This window comes from Streptomyces sp. NBC_00299 (assembly GCF_036173045.1).
Lineage (GTDB): Bacteria > Actinomycetota > Actinomycetes > Streptomycetales > Streptomycetaceae > Streptomyces > Streptomyces machairae.
The window spans coordinates 7,722,026-7,738,402 of the sequence record NZ_CP108039.1; the positions used below are offsets into that span (position 1 = coordinate 7,722,026).

17 protein-coding genes are annotated in these 16,377 nt (G+C 70.2%); 10 read left to right on the forward strand and 7 right to left on the reverse strand.

Going from position 1 to position 16,377, the window contains the following annotated elements; genetic code table 11:
- Positions 1 to 31 precede the first annotated feature (31 nt).
- The 4 genes from OHT51_RS34470 to OHT51_RS34485 form a co-directional block, all read right to left on the reverse strand.
- The gene (locus tag OHT51_RS34470) at positions 32 to 1,414 is read right to left on the reverse strand and encodes a ferredoxin reductase family protein (RefSeq protein ID WP_328882818.1); all 1,383 of its coding nucleotides are present in this window, start codon (positions 1,412 to 1,414) and stop codon (positions 32 to 34) included.
- A 96-nt stretch (positions 1,415 to 1,510) separates the two neighbouring features.
- The gene (locus tag OHT51_RS34475; protein WP_328882819.1) at positions 1,511 to 2,212 is read right to left on the reverse strand and encodes a L,D-transpeptidase family protein; all 702 of its coding nucleotides are present in this window, start codon (positions 2,210 to 2,212) and stop codon (positions 1,511 to 1,513) included.
- Positions 2,213 to 2,215: 3 nt separating this feature from the next.
- The gene (locus OHT51_RS34480) at positions 2,216 to 2,803 is read right to left on the reverse strand and encodes a pyridoxamine 5'-phosphate oxidase family protein (RefSeq protein ID WP_328882820.1); all 588 of its coding nucleotides are present in this window, start codon (positions 2,801 to 2,803) and stop codon (positions 2,216 to 2,218) included.
- A gap of 117 nt (positions 2,804 to 2,920) precedes the next feature.
- A complete protein-coding gene (locus tag OHT51_RS34485) occupies positions 2,921 to 3,847 on the reverse strand; it encodes a hypothetical protein (RefSeq protein WP_328882821.1) in 927 nt (308 codons plus the stop codon).
- Between the two features lie 264 nt (positions 3,848 to 4,111).
- On the opposite strand from OHT51_RS34485, the gene argH reads away from it, so the two are divergent.
- The 4 genes from argH to OHT51_RS34505 all read left to right on the forward strand — a co-directional run bounded on the left by argH (position 4,112) and on the right by OHT51_RS34505 (position 8,846).
- Positions 4,112 to 5,545 carry an argininosuccinate lyase gene (argH, locus tag OHT51_RS34490; protein WP_328882822.1) on the forward strand — a complete coding sequence of 478 codons (1,434 nt, stop codon included), beginning with the start codon at positions 4,112 to 4,114 and terminating at the stop codon, positions 5,543 to 5,545.
- Between the two features lie 174 nt (positions 5,546 to 5,719).
- Complete coding sequence (locus OHT51_RS34495; protein ID WP_328882823.1) at positions 5,720 to 6,691, forward strand: aldo/keto reductase; 972 nt, start codon at positions 5,720 to 5,722, stop codon at positions 6,689 to 6,691.
- Positions 6,692 to 6,771: 80 nt separating this feature from the next.
- Entirely contained in the window at positions 6,772 to 7,323 is a 552-nt protein-coding gene (locus tag OHT51_RS34500) for a TetR/AcrR family transcriptional regulator (protein ID WP_328882824.1), read from the forward strand.
- On the forward strand, positions 7,320 to 8,846 hold the full coding sequence (locus OHT51_RS34505) for an MFS transporter (RefSeq protein WP_328882825.1): 1,527 nt from the start codon (positions 7,320 to 7,322) through the stop codon (positions 8,844 to 8,846). The genes OHT51_RS34500 and OHT51_RS34505 overlap by 4 nt, the downstream gene beginning before the upstream one ends.
- Before the next feature lie 372 nt (positions 8,847 to 9,218).
- Here the strand turns inward: OHT51_RS34505 and OHT51_RS34510 are convergent, their stop codons facing one another.
- The gene (locus OHT51_RS34510; RefSeq protein ID WP_328882826.1) at positions 9,219 to 9,893 is read right to left on the reverse strand and encodes a lysophospholipid acyltransferase family protein; all 675 of its coding nucleotides are present in this window, start codon (positions 9,891 to 9,893) and stop codon (positions 9,219 to 9,221) included.
- 370 nt (positions 9,894 to 10,263) lie between these two features.
- On the opposite strand from OHT51_RS34510, the gene OHT51_RS34515 reads away from it, so the two are divergent.
- The 3 genes from OHT51_RS34515 to OHT51_RS34525 all read left to right on the forward strand — a co-directional run bounded on the left by OHT51_RS34515 (position 10,264) and on the right by OHT51_RS34525 (position 12,560).
- Entirely contained in the window at positions 10,264 to 11,433 is a 1,170-nt protein-coding gene (locus OHT51_RS34515) for a glycerophosphodiester phosphodiesterase (RefSeq protein ID WP_328882827.1), read from the forward strand.
- Positions 11,434 to 11,507: 74 nt separating this feature from the next.
- The gene (locus tag OHT51_RS34520) at positions 11,508 to 12,017 is read left to right on the forward strand and encodes an RNA polymerase sigma factor (RefSeq protein WP_328882828.1); all 510 of its coding nucleotides are present in this window, start codon (positions 11,508 to 11,510) and stop codon (positions 12,015 to 12,017) included.
- 45 nt (positions 12,018 to 12,062) lie between these two features.
- Positions 12,063 to 12,560, forward strand: coding sequence for a GNAT family N-acetyltransferase (locus OHT51_RS34525; RefSeq protein WP_328882829.1), 498 nt, complete (start codon positions 12,063 to 12,065; stop codon positions 12,558 to 12,560).
- Between the two features lie 34 nt (positions 12,561 to 12,594).
- Here OHT51_RS34525 and OHT51_RS34530 read toward each other — a convergent pair whose 3' ends face one another.
- Both OHT51_RS34530 and OHT51_RS34535 read right to left on the reverse strand, forming a co-directional pair.
- Positions 12,595 to 13,044, reverse strand: coding sequence for a hypothetical protein (locus OHT51_RS34530; protein WP_328882830.1), 450 nt, complete (start codon positions 13,042 to 13,044; stop codon positions 12,595 to 12,597).
- Positions 13,025 to 13,384: a hypothetical protein gene (locus OHT51_RS34535; RefSeq protein ID WP_328882831.1), complete on the reverse strand. Its 360-nt coding sequence runs from the start codon at positions 13,382 to 13,384 to the stop codon at positions 13,025 to 13,027. The genes OHT51_RS34530 and OHT51_RS34535 overlap by 20 nt, the downstream gene beginning before the upstream one ends.
- Positions 13,385 to 13,518: 134 nt before the next feature.
- Between OHT51_RS34535 and OHT51_RS34540 the strand changes: the two genes are divergently transcribed.
- The 3 genes from OHT51_RS34540 to OHT51_RS34550 all read left to right on the forward strand — a co-directional run bounded on the left by OHT51_RS34540 (position 13,519) and on the right by OHT51_RS34550 (position 16,320).
- Complete coding sequence (locus OHT51_RS34540; RefSeq protein WP_328882832.1) at positions 13,519 to 14,169, forward strand: HAD-IA family hydrolase; 651 nt, start codon at positions 13,519 to 13,521, stop codon at positions 14,167 to 14,169.
- A gap of 379 nt (positions 14,170 to 14,548) precedes the next feature.
- Positions 14,549 to 15,598, forward strand: a complete 1,050-nt coding sequence (locus tag OHT51_RS34545) for a methionine ABC transporter ATP-binding protein (RefSeq protein ID WP_328882833.1) — start codon at positions 14,549 to 14,551, stop codon at positions 15,596 to 15,598.
- Positions 15,595 to 16,320: a methionine ABC transporter permease gene (locus tag OHT51_RS34550; protein WP_328882834.1), complete on the forward strand. Its 726-nt coding sequence runs from the start codon at positions 15,595 to 15,597 to the stop codon at positions 16,318 to 16,320. The genes OHT51_RS34545 and OHT51_RS34550 overlap by 4 nt, the downstream gene beginning before the upstream one ends.
- Positions 16,321 to 16,377: the final 57 nt, after the last annotated feature.

Here is a 16,377-nt window from a genome sequence, read left to right on the forward strand (position 1 = left end):
CTGAAGTCTTGAAGTCTCGAAGTCCCGTCGCTCACATCTCGAACGACTCGTGATGGATGCGGCGGGCGGGCACACCCGCGCCGCGAAGTGCCTCGTAGACGGACTGCGCGAAGCCGGCCGGCCCGCACATGAACACGTCGTGCTTGTCGATGTCGGGCAGCTTCTGCTGCAACCGCTCCGCCGAGATGTCGGGCCGCTCCCCGTCCGGGCTGTTGACCGCGTACATCAGCCGGGCGCCGCGCTCGTCGGCGATCTTGGAGAGCTCGTCCCACAGCGCCAGGTCCTGGGTGCTGTTGGCCCGGTAGAGCAGGGTGATGTCGCCGGACGCACCCGGCAGCGTCTCGAACAGGGCCCGCATCGGGGTGATGCCGACCCCGCCGGCGACCAGCAGCACCTTGCCGCGGCTGCGCCGCTGGGCGGTCAGCGCGCCGTACGGCCCCTCGGCCCACACCTTGGTGCCGGGCTTCAGGTCGCGCAGTCGCGAGGTGTGGTCGCCGATCGCCTTGACCGTGATCCGCAGCATGTCGGGGCGGGGCGCGGCGGACAGCGAGTACGGGTGGGAGCTGAAGCGCATGCCCGGCGCCTTGAACCGCCACCGGAAGAACTGCCCGGCCTCCGCCCCGATCCGGTGCAGCTTGCGCCCGCCGATCAGCACGGACACGATGCCCGGCGTCTCCTCGATGACCGCCTCGACATACATCCGGTGCCGCAGGTTGAGGCGGATCGGCGTGAGGATCCGGTACCAGACCACCAGCGCGGTGACCACGCCGTACAGCCCGTACCAGAAGGTCTTCGCGGCGGGCTCGACGGCGAACTCGTTGCCGGTGGAGATCTGGTGCCAGAACGTCAGGTACACGGCCGCGTACGTCAGCAGGTGCACGTGGTACCAGGTGTCGTACGGGATGCGGCGGCGGATGCCCCCGATCGAGATGAAGGCGATGAAGAACAGCAGCCCCGTGCCGATGGCGGCCTTGCCCATGTCCGGCAGCGTGTTGACCGAGTCGATCGTCTGCTGGACGACGTCGCCGAGCGTCTTGCCGGCCTGGAGCGCGTAACCCCACATGATGAGGAAGACATGCGCGATGACCAGGCAGATCGTGTACCGCCCGCTCATCGCGTGCCAGCGCGCGACCCGGTCCGAGCCCACCCGTCGCTCCAGCGCGGGCACCCGGGCCATCTGGAGCACCACGAGCGCCATCAGGTAGCCGGCGAGCAGGCCGGTGATCCGGCCCGCGGCGATGATCTTGGCCGTGTTGTCCGCGAGGGACGGCGTGTTGTCCCACCACAACCACAGCACCGCCGCCGCGCCCGCCCATAGGGCGATCACCAGCGGAACGGCCGGGGAGCGGCGCGGGCGGATGCGGCGCATCGTCTGGCGGCGAGCGGCACGGCCGCCTGCGAGCGTGGTGGTCACGGTTCCTCCGGGGACGGGAGCAAGGGGGTGGTGATGGGCGTGGTCCCTTGGCCCAGAGGTACGTGCGGGGAGGTCAGTGTGTTCAGTGGTGCTTTCTCAGTAACGGGTGATCGCCGTGGCCCCGCCCGTCGTCCCGATCGCGATGTGCGGCTTCCGTCCCGGATCGGCCCACTTGAGGATCCGCTTCATCGCCGCCTCGGACACCGACACACAACCGGCCGTCGCCGTACGCCCCTTCACATGGAGGAAGATGCCGGCGCCGCGGCCCTTCACGGGGCGCTCGTAGTTGAAGGCGATGACGAGCGCGTGGGCGTACAGCGCTCCGTAGGAGACCAGGTGCTCGGACTCGGCGGCACGGCAGTCCCGTGCCAGCGGCTCGCTCCAGCGGTTGTAGGCGCGGGAGTCGTTGTCCTGGCACCACCAGGAGTCCTGGTGCACACGCCGGTACTTGTACGCAGTGCCGGGCGGCGCCGCCTTGATGCCGAAGGCGTACGGCAGCCCGTACAGCCCGGTCGGTGTCGTGTTCGTGCCCTGCTTGCGGCTGGTCCCCTCGACGAGGCCCTTCGCCCCGAAACGGGCCGGCGCCGAACCGGCCTTCACCCATGTCCCGCCGACCCGGTCCCACCAGGTGACCGTGCCCGACGTCGAGCCCTTCCCCGGCGCCACAGCGGTGATCAGCTGGGTGCCGCCCCCGGTGTCGGCCATGCGTGCGGGCAGCGGCTCGGGCGTTCCGGTGCCGGCTGCGGCACCGAGCACGAGAAGGGACGCGGACGCGAGGGCTACGACACCGGGGCGCATGGCTCAGACGCTAGAGGGCGGGAGCGGCAGCGGCAGCCCGGGTAGGCCATCCAGGCTGGTCGCGATGTACTCCTTCTTGCTGAAGTACGCGCTCAGCGAGTCGTCGTCCTCGCGCGCGAACCGCTTGCTGTGCAGGTCGCGGTCCTCGTCGTACGTCATCAGGGGCACCGCGTACCCGCAGGAGTCGCGGATGACGTCGGCCCGGACCACGATGATCGCGCGCAGCCCGTGCAGGGACGGGTCGATGTCGGGAAAGTGCCCGAGCAGCTCCTTGAACCGCGGGTCATCGCGGAAGACGGCGTCACCGCGGCCGTGGACGCGGACGATGTTCGGCGGGCCCTGGAAGGCGCACCACATCAGGGTGATCCGGCCGTTCTCCCGCAGATGCGCGACGGTCTCGGCGTTGGAGCCGGCGAAGTCGAGGTAGGCGACGGTCAGTTCGTCGAGGATCGCGAAGGAACCCTTGAGGCCCTTGGGGGAGAGGTTGACCGTGCCGTCGCCGGACAGGGGAGCGGTCGCGGTGAAGAAGAGGGGCTGCTCCTCGATGAAGGTCCGCAGCCTGCCGTCTATGCGTTCGTAAGTTTTTCCCACGTCAACCGAGTATGAACGCGGATCGTTCGCCTGTCTAAGGAATGGCGTGGTCCATGTGGAGTCACCATGGCCGCCCCGGCCGGCGTGCCAACGGGGCGGCCATGGCTGCCTGTCACGTCACTGGGTGAGCGAGCAGGCGGCGAACGCCTCCAGTCCTTCCGGCTTTGCGGCTGCGCGGCCGATGGAGGTTTCGATGCGGTTGAGGGCGGCGACGCGCTTGTCCTCCAGAGGGCCGAGGATGGCGTTCTGGACGAAGTTGGGTCCGCCTTGGCCGACGGTGTCGACGAGGCGTTGGTTGGCTTCCTGGATCTGGGTCTGGAGCTGGGCGAGGTTGCGGTCGACCTCGGCCTGCGCGGAGGCCGGGATCGCGGGCAGCTCGCCCGTCACGTCCGGGCAGCTGATCGTGCCGACGCCGGCGTTCCCCGCCTCGCCTCCGGCGTCCTCGCCCGCCGCGCCGCCGGCCTCCTCGGTGGCCCCGCCGCCCGGGGTGGCCGCGGCCCCGTCACCGGCGTCGTCACCGGCACCGTCCTCCGCGTCCGCACCGGCTCCCGCTTCCGCACCGGCCTCCTCGCCCGCGCCCGCACCGCCCTCGGCGTTGAGCGTGCAGGCGGCGAACGCCTCCAGTCCTTCCGGCTTTGCGGCCGCGCGGCCGATGGAGGTTTCGATGCGGTTGAGGGCGGCGACGCGCTTGTCCTCCAGGGGGCCGAGGATGGCGTTCTGGACGAAGTTGGGTCCGCCCTGGCCGACGGTGTCGAGAAGGCGCTGGTTGGCTTCCTGGATCTGGGTCTGGAGCTGGGCGAGGTTGCGGTCGACCTCGGCCTGCGCGGAGGCCGGGATCGCGGGCAGCTCGCCGGACACGTCCGGGCACGAGATGGTGCCCGGGCCGGCCAGCGTCCGGGCGTTCGTGCCGGCGCTCTTCGAGGACGATGTCGTCTCCCCGGCCAGGGCGAAACCGGCGATCACCGTGCCGGACAGCGCCACCGCGGCGGCGCCGCCGACGAACGCGACGCGACGCTTGTTGTACTTCGGAAGAGCCCTGGACATGCGGATGCCTCACTCGGGTTCGGGGGTGTCTTCTTCTTTACAAACGCGGCGCCTGCGTTCGGCGAGAGGTACGGGTAAGCGGTTTCTCGCGTTCAAAGGGAGCCCAAAATTTCCACCCGCTCCGACCGAGATTGACGAATCATGCAGAGCTCTGCATACTCATGCAACAGCCTGTCGTCGAGCATTCCCGCTCAGCGTCCGTCGGGGGCATAGCCTGACGTCGACCGGCGCAACGCCGACCAACCCTCCCTAGGAGCAACGCAAGTGAGCAGCAACAGCGGTGACGTCCGGCTCTGGGGCGGCCGTTTCGCCGACGGTCCCGCCGAGGCACTGGCCAAGCTGTCCGCATCCGTCCACTTCGACTGGCGGCTGGCGCCGTACGACATCGCCGGCTCGCGTGCCCACGCGCGCGTGCTGCACAAGGCGGGGCTGCTCACGCCGGACGAGCTGACCCGGATGATCGCCGGGCTGGACCAGCTGGAGGCGGACGTCGCCGACGGCTCCTTCGTGGGCACGATCGCCGACGAGGACGTCCACACCGCCCTGGAGCGCGGGCTGCTGGAGCGCCTCGGCCCGGACCTCGGCGGCAAGCTGCGGGCCGGTCGGTCGAGGAACGACCAGGTGGCGACGTTGTTCCGGATGTACCTGCGCGACCACGCCCGCACCGTCGGCGGCCTGATCGCCGACCTCCAGGACGCCCTGATCGGCCTCGCCGAGGCCCACCCGGACGTGGCGATGCCCGGCCGCACCCACCTGCAGCACGCCCAGCCGGTGCTCTTCGCCCACCACGTGCTGGCCCACGTCCAGTCCCTGTCCCGGGACGCCGAGCGACTGCGCCAGTGGGACGAGCGGACGGCCGTCTCGCCGTACGGCTCGGGCGCCCTTGCGGGATCGTCCCTCGGCCTCGACCCGGAGGCGGTGGCGAAGGACCTCGGCTTCGAGCACGGGTCCGCCGCCAACTCCATCGACGGCACGGCCTCCCGTGACTTCGTCGCCGAGTTCGCCTTCATCACCGCGATGATCGGCGTGAACCTCTCCCGGATCGCCGAGGAGATCATCATCTGGAACACGAAGGAGTTCTCCTTCGTGACCCTGCACGACGCGTTCTCCACGGGCTCGTCGATCATGCCGCAGAAGAAGAACCCGGACATCGCGGAGCTGGCGCGCGGCAAGAGCGGCCGCCTGATCGGCAACCTGACGGGTCTGCTGGCCACGCTCAAGGCCCTGCCCCTCGCCTACAACCGCGACCTCCAGGAGGACAAGGAGCCCGTCTTCGACTCCTGCGACCAGCTGGAGGTCCTGCTCCCCGCCTTCACCGGCATGATGGCCACCCTCACTGTCAACCGTGAGCGCATGGAGGAACTGGCCCCGGCCGGCTTCTCCCTCGCCACCGACATCGCCGAGTGGCTGGTCAAGCAGGGCGTCCCCTTCCGCGTCGCCCACGAGGTCGCCGGCGAGTGCGTCAAGGTGGCCGAGGCCGAGAACAAGGAACTGGCCGACCTGACGGACGAACAGTTCGCGAAGATCTCCGCCCACCTCACGCCTGAGGTGCGCTCGGTGCTGAACGTGCCGGGGGCCCTGGCTTCCAGGAGCGGCCGTGGGGGTACCGCCCCGAGCGCGGTGGCGATCCAGCTGGCCGAGGTGAAGCAGGACGTGGCGGCCCAGCACGAGTGGGCGACCGCCAAGGACAAGCGGTAGGAACGCTCTGAAGGGGCGCGGGGCTGTATCGATTTGCGGCTCCGCCGCGCGGGCGCGACGGGCCACGACGAGCCGCACCCGCCACATCACCCCACGAACCGAGCTCTGAGGCGAAGGTCATCCCGGGTTACGTTGGTCGGAAGCCGTAGCGGACCCGACCAAACGGAGCCCGAGATGCCCTTTGCCCGACTGGCCACAGCGACGACCCCCACCTGCCACATCGGACTGGGCCTCGCCGCCGTCGGCCGCCCCGGCTACATCAATCTCGGCCGGGACGAAGACCTCGGAGAGCACCGCAGCCCCGAAGCGCTGCGCACCCGCACCCACGAACTCCTCGACGCCGCCTACGCCCAGGGCGTCCGCTACTTCGACGTGGCCCGCTCCTACGGCCGTTCCGAGGAGTTCCTGGCCGACTGGCTGAAGGCCCGTCCCGCATTCGACGACATCGTCGTGGGCAGCAAATGGGGCTACACGTACACCGCCGACTGGACCACCGACGCCGAGAAGCACGAGGTCAAGGACCACGGCCTGCAGACGTACGAACGTCAGCGCGCCGAGACCGACGACCTGCTCGGCGACCGGCTCGACCTCTACCAGATCCACTCGGTGACCCCGGACAGCCCCGCCCTCACCGACAAGGACCTCCACGCGAGGCTCGCCGAAGCCGCCGCCGCCGGCCTCACCATCGGCTTCTCCACCAGCGGCCCCGCCCAGGCCGACGCGATCCGCGCCGCCCTCGCCGTGACGGTCGACGGTGAGCCCCTCTTCCGTACCGTCCAGTCGACGTACAACGCCCTGGAGACCTCGGCCGAACCCGCCCTCGCCGAGGCCCACGACGCCGGGCTCACGGTGATCGTCAAGGAGGGTATGGCCAACGGGCGGCTCGCTGACCCGTATGCGCCGGATGCTCTGAAGGCCGTGGCCGAGGAGACGTCCCTCGGGTGTGACGCCGTCGCCCTCGCGCTGATCCTGCGCCGACCGTGGGCCGGCGTGGTCCTCTCCGGTGCCGCGACGGCCGTACAGCTCGCGTCCAACCTGCACGCCGCTGTCGTCGATCTCGACGAGGGGCAGCTGGAGAAGCTCGCCGCGCTGGTGGAGGAGCCGGGCGCGTACTGGGAGCGGCGCGGGCAACTGCCCTGGCACTGAGACCCCCTGCGAGCAGGCGGTCATGAGCTTCGCATGCCTTGAATGAGACAATGATGTCTCACATGGGCTATGGTTGTCTCATGGCCGTCGATCGTGACCACGTACTCCGCAGTGCCGCCGCACTGCTGACCCGCAAATCCACCGCGACCATGGACGAGGTCGCCAAGGCCGCCGGAATCAGCCGCGCCACACTGCACCGGCAGTTCGCCGGCCGGGACGCGCTCGTGCGGGCCCTCGAGTCGCTCGGCATCGCTGAGTGCGAGGCCGCGGTGGACTCGGCGCGGCTGGACGAGGGGGCGGCGAGTGACGCCGTACGACGTCTCGTCCGCGGGATCGAGCCCGTCGCGGGCCTCCTCGCCTTCCTCTACACCGAGAACCAGCTGTTCGAGGGCGAGGAGGTGGACGAGGGCTGGTCCCGGATCGACGCCCGGATCGCCGCGCTGTTCCGGCGCGGACAGGACAACGGCGAGTTCCGGATCGACCTCACGCCCACCTGGCTCACCGAGGCTCTGTTCGGGCTGCTCGCCTCCGGCGCCTGGGTCGTGCAGAGCGGCAAGGTCGCGGCCAACGACTTCCACCACATGATCGTCGAGCTGTTGCTCGGCGGCGCGCTCAGAAGAGAGGAATCATGACCAGCACCCTGCAGTCGGCGACCACGACCGAGGCGGTGACCAAGCGCCCCGGCCGTTGGCTCGCGCTGTCCGTCCTCGTCCTCGCCGTGCTGCTGGTGGCCGTGGACGCGACCGTCCTCGGCCTCGCGACCCCCTACATCAGCGAGGACCTGAAGCCCTCCGGCACCCAGCTGCTGTGGATAGGCGACGTCTACTCCTTCGTCATCGCCGGTCTGCTGGTGTCGATGGGCAGCCTCGGCGACCGAATAGGCCGCAAGCGGATCCTGCTCGTCGGTGCCACCGCGTTCGGCGCGGTGTCCGTGCTCAACGCCTACGCGACGACCCCGGAGATGATGATCGTCGCCCGGGCCCTGCTCGGTGTCGCGGGCGCCACCCTGATGCCGGCCACGCTCGCCCTGATCCGCAACCTCTTCCACGACCCGCGCGAACGCAGCCTCGCCATCGGCATCTGGGGCGCGACCGCCTCCGCCGGTACGGCCGTCGGCCCGATCGTCGGTGGCTTCCTGCTCGAACACTTCTGGTGGGGCTCGGTCTTCCTGATCAACCTGCCCGTGATGGCGGTCCTCGTCGTCGTCGGCATCAAGCTGCTCCCCGAGTCCCGCAACCCGAACCCCGGTCCCTGGGACATGATCAGCGTCGTGCTGTCCCTCGTCGGCATGATCGGTGTCGTGTACGCCGTCAAGGAGGCGGCCGCGGTCGGCTTCACCTGGGTCATGGCCGCCGCGGGCCTGCTGGGTGCCGCCGCGCTGTACGGCTTCGTACGCCGCCAGCTCACCCTGCCGACCCCGCTGCTGGACATGCGGCTGTTCCGTCACCGCGGCTTCAGCGGCGCGGTGCTGGCCGACCTGCTGACCATCCTCGGCCTGTCCGGCCTGGTGTTCTTCCTCTCCCAGTTCCTGCAACTCGTCCAGGGCAGGGGCCCGTTCGAGGCGGGCCTCGCCGAGCTGCCCGCCGCGATCGGCGCGGTCGTCGCCGGCCTGATCGCCGGCCGTGCGGCCCGCCGTTACTCGGTACGGGCCGTCGTCTCCGGCGGCCTCGCGGCCATCGGCCTCGCCCTGGCCGTGCTCACGGTCATCGACCGCTCGACCGGCTACCCCCTGCTGGGCGCCGCCCTGCTGGTGGTCGGCGTCGGCGCCGGCTTCTCCTTCACGGTGACGTCGGACGTGATCCTCTCCAGCGTGCCGAAGGAGCAGGCGGGAGCGGCGTCGGCGGTGTCGGAGACGGCGTACGAGCTGGGTGCCGCTCTGGGTATCGCGGTGCTGGGCTCGATCGTGACCGGCGTCTACCGGGACTTCACGGGCCCGGCGGGCACTCCGACAGAGGCGCATGAGTCACTGGGTGGTGCCGTGGAAGCCGCGGCGGGAATGCCGGCCCAGACCTCCGAGGCGATGCTGGACGCGGCTCGCAGTTCCTTCGTCGACGGTCTCGCCCTCGCGGCGGGCGTCGGAGCGGCCGTACTGCTCGCGGCGGCGGTGGCAGCGTGGTTCCTCCTGCGCGGCCAGCGGCTCGACAACACGGCCTGAGGTCCTTGACCGACCTGCCCTCCCCGCGCCCTCAGGGGTGCGGGGAGAAGGGGTGCGGGGCCGTGTCCGATGTGCGCCGCGCGGGCGCGCCTCACGCGGCTGAGGCGCTTGAGTGATCCGCCTTCCTCGCGCCCCTCGGGGGCGCGAGGTTGCGTCTGACGGGCGGCTCCGCCGCGCGGGCGCGTCCAGCCAGATCGGTCCCGCAGCCGAGAAGAGTCCGTGGCCCCCTGGACTTCGGGGCCGCTGAACCGCGGGGAATGCCCGGCGTCGACGCCCCTTCGGGGGCGCGGGGAACTGCGCGGCCAGCCGCATCGGACCCGCACCCGCAGACAGCCCGCGGCCCCCCGACCTCCGCCCGCCGAACCAGCGGAGCTACGCCGCCTCTTTGGCCTTGCTCGCGTACATGTCCACGTACTCCTGCCCGGACAGCCGCATGACCTCCGCCATCACGGAGTCGGTCACCGCGCGCAGCACGTACCGGTCCCGGTCCATCCCCTCGTACCGCGAGAACTCCATCGCCTCGCCGAAGCGAACCGTGACCTTCCGCGGCCGGGGCATCCCCGCCCCACCCGGCTGGATCTTGTCCGTGCCGATCATCGCGAACGGAACGACCGGCGCCCCGGTCATGAGCGTCAGGCGTGCGATGCCGGTGCGGCCCCGGTACAGCCGCCCGTCGGGAGACCGCGTGCCCTCGGGGTAGATCCCGAAGACGCTGCCCTCCTCCAGGATCCGGCGCCCGGTCATCAGCGCGGCCACACCGCCGCGGCCGCCGTCACGGTCGACGGGGATCATGCCGACGCCGGTGAAGAACCACGCCATCAGCCGGCCCTTGAGGCCCTTGCCGGTGACGTACTCGTCCTTGCCGATGAAGAGGACCTGTCGGTCGCAGACCAGCGGCAGGATCATCGAGTCGATGAACGTGAGGTGGTTGCCGGCCAGGATGACCGGACCATCGCCCGGGATGTGCTCCGCGCCCTCCACCTGTGGGCGGAACATCAGGCGCATGATCGGTCCGAGCACTGCCTTGATGAGCACGAAGCGGGACAACGGGCCCTCCGGTGTCAAGGGATTCGGTATAAGTCTGTGCAGGTGAGGACGATACTCGCGGTTCCCCGGGTCCCGCACATCGGGTGGGCCGACTTCACCTACGCCTTACGCACTGTTGACGCACGTTTACCTGCGGTGGCGCGTCGAGAACGGCACGTAACGCGTTCGCCATGATGTGACGGACATCGCCCCGAGGGCCTGTCGGACGCGTTCCCCGGACGGCCCAAGGCATTCCGACGGGCCGTCACCTCACCATTCCGGTACGACATTCAGCATCACCCGCGAGTTCCGCCGAAGGTCTCCCATCCGTCATGGACACGCACCTACGATCACCCCGCACTGAAATGGGCGGACGGTCAGGAGGGCCCACATGGGAACCCAGGAGAACGAGCAGACGGGCGTCACCGGAAGGCGGATGCTTCTCGGCGCAGCTGTGCTCGGCGCGGGCGGAGCGGTCCTCGGGCTGTCCGGTACGGCGCGAGCGGCCGAGGCACGGCACGGCGGCTCGGGCGGCGGCCTGAAGAACCTGCCCAAGCCGACGATCATCGGACACCGCGGCGCCAGCGGCTACCGGCCCGAGCACACCCTCGGCTCCTACCAGCTGGCCCTGGACATGGGCGCCGACATCGTCGAGGCCGGCGACCTGGTGCCCACCAAGGACGGCCACCTCGTCTGCCGGCACGAGCCGGAGATCGGCGGCACGACCGATGTCGCGGACCACCCCGAGTTCGCCGACCGCAAGAAGACCAAGTCCCTCGACGGCGTGGCCACCACCGGCTGGTTCACCGAGGACTTCACGCTCGCCGAGCTGAAGACGCTGCGTGCGACCGAGCGCATCCCGGCCAACCGCCCGCACAACACCCTGTACAACGGCCGCTGGGAGATCCCCACCTTCGAAGAGGTCCTGCGGTGGCAGGACGAGCAGAGCCGCAAGCGCGGCAAGCAGGTCTGGATCTACCCCGAGCTCAAGCACCCCACCTACTTCCGCAAGCAGGGCCTCGCCCTGGAGGAGCGGGTCGCCAAGGTGCTCCACAAGCACGGCAAGGACCGGCGGAACTCGCCCGTCATCCTCCAGTCCTTCGAGCCGACCAGCATCCAGCGGCTGAACAAGCTCGTCGACAACCCGCTGGTGGTCCTGCTCTCCGGCGCGACCACCCGGCCCTGGGACTTCGTCGAGACGGGCGACCCGCGTACGGTCGCCGACCTGGTCAAGCCGGCCGGTCTCAGGGAGATCGCCTCCTACGCCCAGGGCATCGGCCCCACCCTGGACCTGGTCATCCCGAAGGACGCGAACGGCAACCTCACCCAGCCCACGACGCTGGTCGCCGACGCACACAAGGTCGGGCTGATCCTGCACCCCTACACGATGCGCAACGAGAACCCCTTCCTGCCGACCAGCTTCCGCAGGGGCACCGACGCGGACGCCTACGGTGACGTCTTCGGCGCCTACAAGACGTACTTCGCGACCGGCATCGACGGCGTGTTCACCGACAATCCCGACACGGGCCTGCTGGCCCGCGAGGACTTCGTCAACGACTGAGACCCGCGCCCCGGTTGGGGTGACTGTCGGCCGTCCGGGCAACCCCATGCCCGGGCGGCCGCGTCGTGCCGCATATGACGGACGACCTGGTTGCCGCCCTGCGCCCGCTGCTCCTCGCGGAGGCCTCAGCCGAGGCACCCGCCGCCGGAACGGAGCCGGGCGACCTGGAACAGGCGGTCTGGCTCCGCCTCCTGGAACGCCTCGACTCCGACGGCCCGCCCGCGGACCCACCGGGCTGGCTGCGCAGGGCGGTCCGCTCCGAGGCCCGCCGAAGCCGCCGTACGACCCGCCATGAACGGCCGTACGAGCACGAGCCCGCCGCCGACACCGAGCGTCACGACCCCGAACACCTGGCCCTCGCGGCCGCCCGCCGCCGCGCCCTGCGCGAAGCGGTCCGCCGTCTCCCCGGCCGCTGCCCCCGCCTCGTCGAGGCCCTGCTCTCCCCGAACGACCTGACATACCGGGAAATCGCGGGGGAGTTGGGTATCTCACAGGGCAGTCTCGGCCCGGAACGTTCCAGATGCCTGGGATGTCTGCGTCGAATGCTCACGCCGGAGGTTGCGGCCCGCGGAGCGCGGGGATAGGAGTGAGGGACGACAGGTGATCAGGTGAGCGGGAGGCGTGCGCACATGGGCATGAGCGTGACCATCTCGGCGGCGACCGAGCAGGACGCGGAGCAGATCTTCAGGCTGCAGTACCTGTGCTTCCAGAGCGAGGCGGCGCTGTACGGCAACTACCGCATCGACCCGCTCGTCCAAACACTGGACTCGGTCCGGGGGGAGGTCGCCGCGGACTGTGTCTTCGTGGCTCGGCTCGGTGAGGAGGTGGTCGGCTCCGTCCGCGGCAGCGTCACCGAGGACGGCGCGGCGGCCATCGGCAAGCTCTGCGTCCACCCCCGCCTCCAGGGCCACGGCATCGGCGCCCGCCTCCTGCGCGCCGCGGAAGCCGCCCTGACCGAACAGCGCGGCGCCAAGCGGTTCCGCCTGGAGGCCGGCCACCGCAGCGAGGGCAACCTGCGCCTGTACCGCAAGGTGGGCTACGAGGCGGTGGGCACGTCGAAGGGCGCCGACGGCGTTCCGATGGTCGTCCTGGAGAAGCCGGCAGGCGCGTACGCGACCACGGCGTGACCAGTCACGACAGGCAGGATGCCGCCTGACAACCTCAGGCGGCATCCTCGCGAGGCGCCCGCTTCCGCAGCCAATACAGTGCGGACAGAGGCAGAAGCACGGGAATGAACAAGTACCCCATGCCGAAGTCGGACCACACGGTCGCATCGGGAAACGCCGACGGCTCGACGACGGTCCACGTGCCTACGACCAGTACGCCTACCAGTTCGGCCGCGCAGCAGATCCGCGCTGCCTTGCGGGCCGTCTCGCCGCCGCGTACCAGCGTGTACGTGATGAAGCCGTAGACCACGCCCGCCACCGCCGACAGTGAATAGGCGAGCGGCGCCCGGTCGAACTCGGTCGCGATCTGGTACGCCGATCGCGACACGGCGCCGACCACCATCACGCCGTACAGCCACACCAGCACGATCCCGGGCCCGCTGATCAGCCGTGCCCTGCCGGGCTTCTCCTGTGTCACGGCCACCTCAGCCTCCCCAGATGTCATACAGCCGCACCTCGAGCACGGCCAGCACCACGCCGCCCGCGGCGACCGTCACCGAACCCCACTTGCTCCGCTCGGCCAGCGACATGAACCCGGCGGCCGGAATGCACGCGAGCGATCCCAGCAGATACGCCACGAAGATCGTCGTGCCCTGCTCCGGCTTCTCGCCCCGCGCCAGCAGCACGATCCCGATCACCAGCTGCACCAGAGCCAGGACCGTCACCACGGCCATGCCGATGAAGTGCCAGTCCTTGGTCGGCTGATCACGGTACGCCGCCCAACCGCACCACGCGGCGAGCAGCAGCGCGGCGACCCCGGTCACCAGCGTCAGGGCATCAAACATGTGGCGAGCCTATTACGGGCCAAAAGGCCTGATGCGCCCGGCCCCGGCGCCCGCCCCCGACTTCGACGATCGCCTACCGATCGACGCCCGAGGCCGTGTCCGGCACGCTCCGGCGGACCCTTAGGGTCTAGACCATGACGATCCACGCACGCGCTCTCCTGTTCGACAACGACGGCACCCTGGTCTCCTCCCTCGACTCCGTGGACCGCTGCTGGGCGCGGTGGGCCGGTGAGTACGGGATCACGGCCGAGGCGTTCGGGCGGATCGAGCTGCACGGGCGGCCGGCCGTGGAGATAGCCGCCGACCTGCTGCCCGCCGACGTCGTGCCGGAGGCCCTCGCGCGGATCGAGACGCTGGAGGTGGAGGACGTGCCCAACGGCGGCGTGCACCTGCTGCCCGGCACCAAGGCCTTCCTCGACTCGCTGCCCGCCGACCGCTGGGCCGTCGTCACCTCCGCGACCCGGCGCCTCGCCGAGGCTCGCCTCGACGCCGTCGGCATCCTGCCCAAGACCCTGATCGCCGCCGACGACATCACGCGCGGCAAGCCCGACCCCGAGCCCTATCTCCTCGCCGCCCGGCAGCTGGGCGTGGACCCCGCGCACTGCGTCGTCTTCGAGGACGCCCCCGCCGGTCTGGCGGCCGGTCGCGCCGCCGGAATGACCACCGTGGCGTTCACCACAACCCACCAGGCCCACGAGCTCGACGCCGACTACGTGGTGAAGGACCTGTCGGCCCTGTCCGCCCTGGTCACCGACACCGGAGTCGAGATCTCCGTACGCGCCTGAGAGCTGTCCGCCGCTGTCCAGTATGCGGACAGCGGCGGTCGGTAAGGACCGTACGTCTGGTTTACTGATCGCATGACCACGACGAGCTGCCGCACCCTTGCGACCGAGGCGACCCTTGCGCCCGGTGCTCGTTGTATGTGTCGAATGTGCGCCTTCTAGAGGGCCCCTGCACCATCTGAGCCTCGCGCCCCGAAGCGAGAGCCCGCTCATGTCCACCCGTACGCCCCACGTACGTGACTGAGCCGCGCCCCACGCACACGTCCTTCCCCGGTTCCACCGCGTTCGCGGGAAACCGTGCTGCGCTCCGGCCGCCTTCGACCACGAATACTCGTGTTCGGTGCCCACGATGCGCCGTGCACTCGACAGTGACGGAAACCCAGTGATCACCACCTCGGGCCTGACCAAGGTCTATCGCTCGCGCGGCCGTGAGGTCACCGCCCTCGACGGCGTCGACCTGCACGTCCGCGAAGGCGAGGTCTACGGCGTCATCGGCCAGTCCGGCGCCGGCAAGTCCTCCCTCATCCGCTGCATCAACCTGCTGGAGCGCCCCACCGCCGGCACGGTGTCCGTCGCCGGGCAGGACCTCACGGCCCTGGCGGGACGCGGTCCCCGGGCCGGCCGGGAGCTGCGCCGGGCGCGCAGCCGTATCGGCATGGTCTTCCAGCACTTCAACCTGCTGTCCTCGCGGACGGTCCAGGACAACGTCGAGCTGCCGCTCGAAATCCTCGGCACGTCCGGCAAGGACCGCTCCCGCAAGGCACTCGAACTGCTCGACCTGGTGGGCCTCGCCGACAAGGCCAAGGCCTACCCCGCCCAGCTCTCCGGCGGCCAGAAGCAGCGCGTCGGCATCGCCCGCGCCCTGGCCGGCGACCCCAAGGTGCTGCTCTCCGACGAGGCCACCAGCGCCCTCGACCCGGAGACCACCCGCTCCATCCTCCAGCTGCTGCGCGACCTGAACCGACAGCTGGGCCTGACCGTTCTGCTCATCACCCACGAGATGGACGTCGTGAAGTCGATCTGCGACTCGGCCGCGCTCATGGAGAACGGCCGCGTCGTGGAGTCCGGCACGGTCAGCGAGCTGCTCGCGACCCCCGGCTCCGAGCTGGCCTCCGCGCTCTTCCCGGTGGGCGGCGAGGCCTCCGCCGACGACCGCACCGTCGTCGACGTGACCTTCCAGGGCGAGGCCGCCACCCAGCCGGTCATCTCGCAGCTCTCGCGCACCTACAACATCGACATCTCGATCCTCGGCGCCGCCATCGACACCGTCGGCGGCCTCCAGGTCGGCCGGATGCGCATCGAGCTGCCCGGCCGCTACGAGGACAACGTCGTGCCGATCGGCTTCCTGCGCGAACAGGGCCTGCAGATCGACGTCGTCGGCCAGGAGGCCCGGGAGACCGTCTCCGCGCTGGTGAAGGAAGGTGCCAAGTGACCTGGTCCGAGATGCAGCCCCTGCTGGAGCAGGCGTGTTGGGACACCCTCTACATGGTCGGCTGGTCCACCCTGATCGCGGTCGTCGGCGGCCTCCCGCTCGGCATCCTCCTCGTCCTCACCGACAAGGGCGGCCTGCTGCAGAACGTCCTCGCCAACAAGGTCATCGGGCAGATCGTGAACGTCGCCCGCTCGATGCCGTTCATCATCCTGATGGTCGCGCTGATGGGCTTCACGCGCTCGATCACCGGCACGACCATCGGCCGCGAGGCCGCCATCGTGCCGCTCGCGATCGGTGCGATCCCCTTCTTCGCCCGCCTTGTCGAGACGGCTGTCCGTGAAGTGGACGGCGGGCTCGTCGAGGCCGTGCAGTCGATGGGCGGCAACACCTGGACCGTCGTCCGCAAGGTCCTCGTGCCCGAGTCGCTGCCGTCCCTCATCGCCAGCACCACGACCACGATCGTCGCCCTCATCGGCTACTCGGCCATGGCCGGCACGGTCGGCGCCGGCGGCCTCGGCGACATCGCCATCCGCTACGGCTACCAGCGCTTCGAGACCGAACTGATGTGGCTGACCGTCGCGGTCCTCGCCGTCGTCATCTCGCTCATCCAGTTCGCCGGCGACTACGCCGCCCGCTCCCTGCACCGGCGGGGCGGCCACTCGGGCGCGGCGCCCAAACTCCGCCTGCTCAAGGCCTCCACGGCCACGAGCAAGACCGTCTGAACCCTCCCGGACGGGCACCCAGAACTCCCCGAGAACCAAGTCGGGGTCGCACCACCC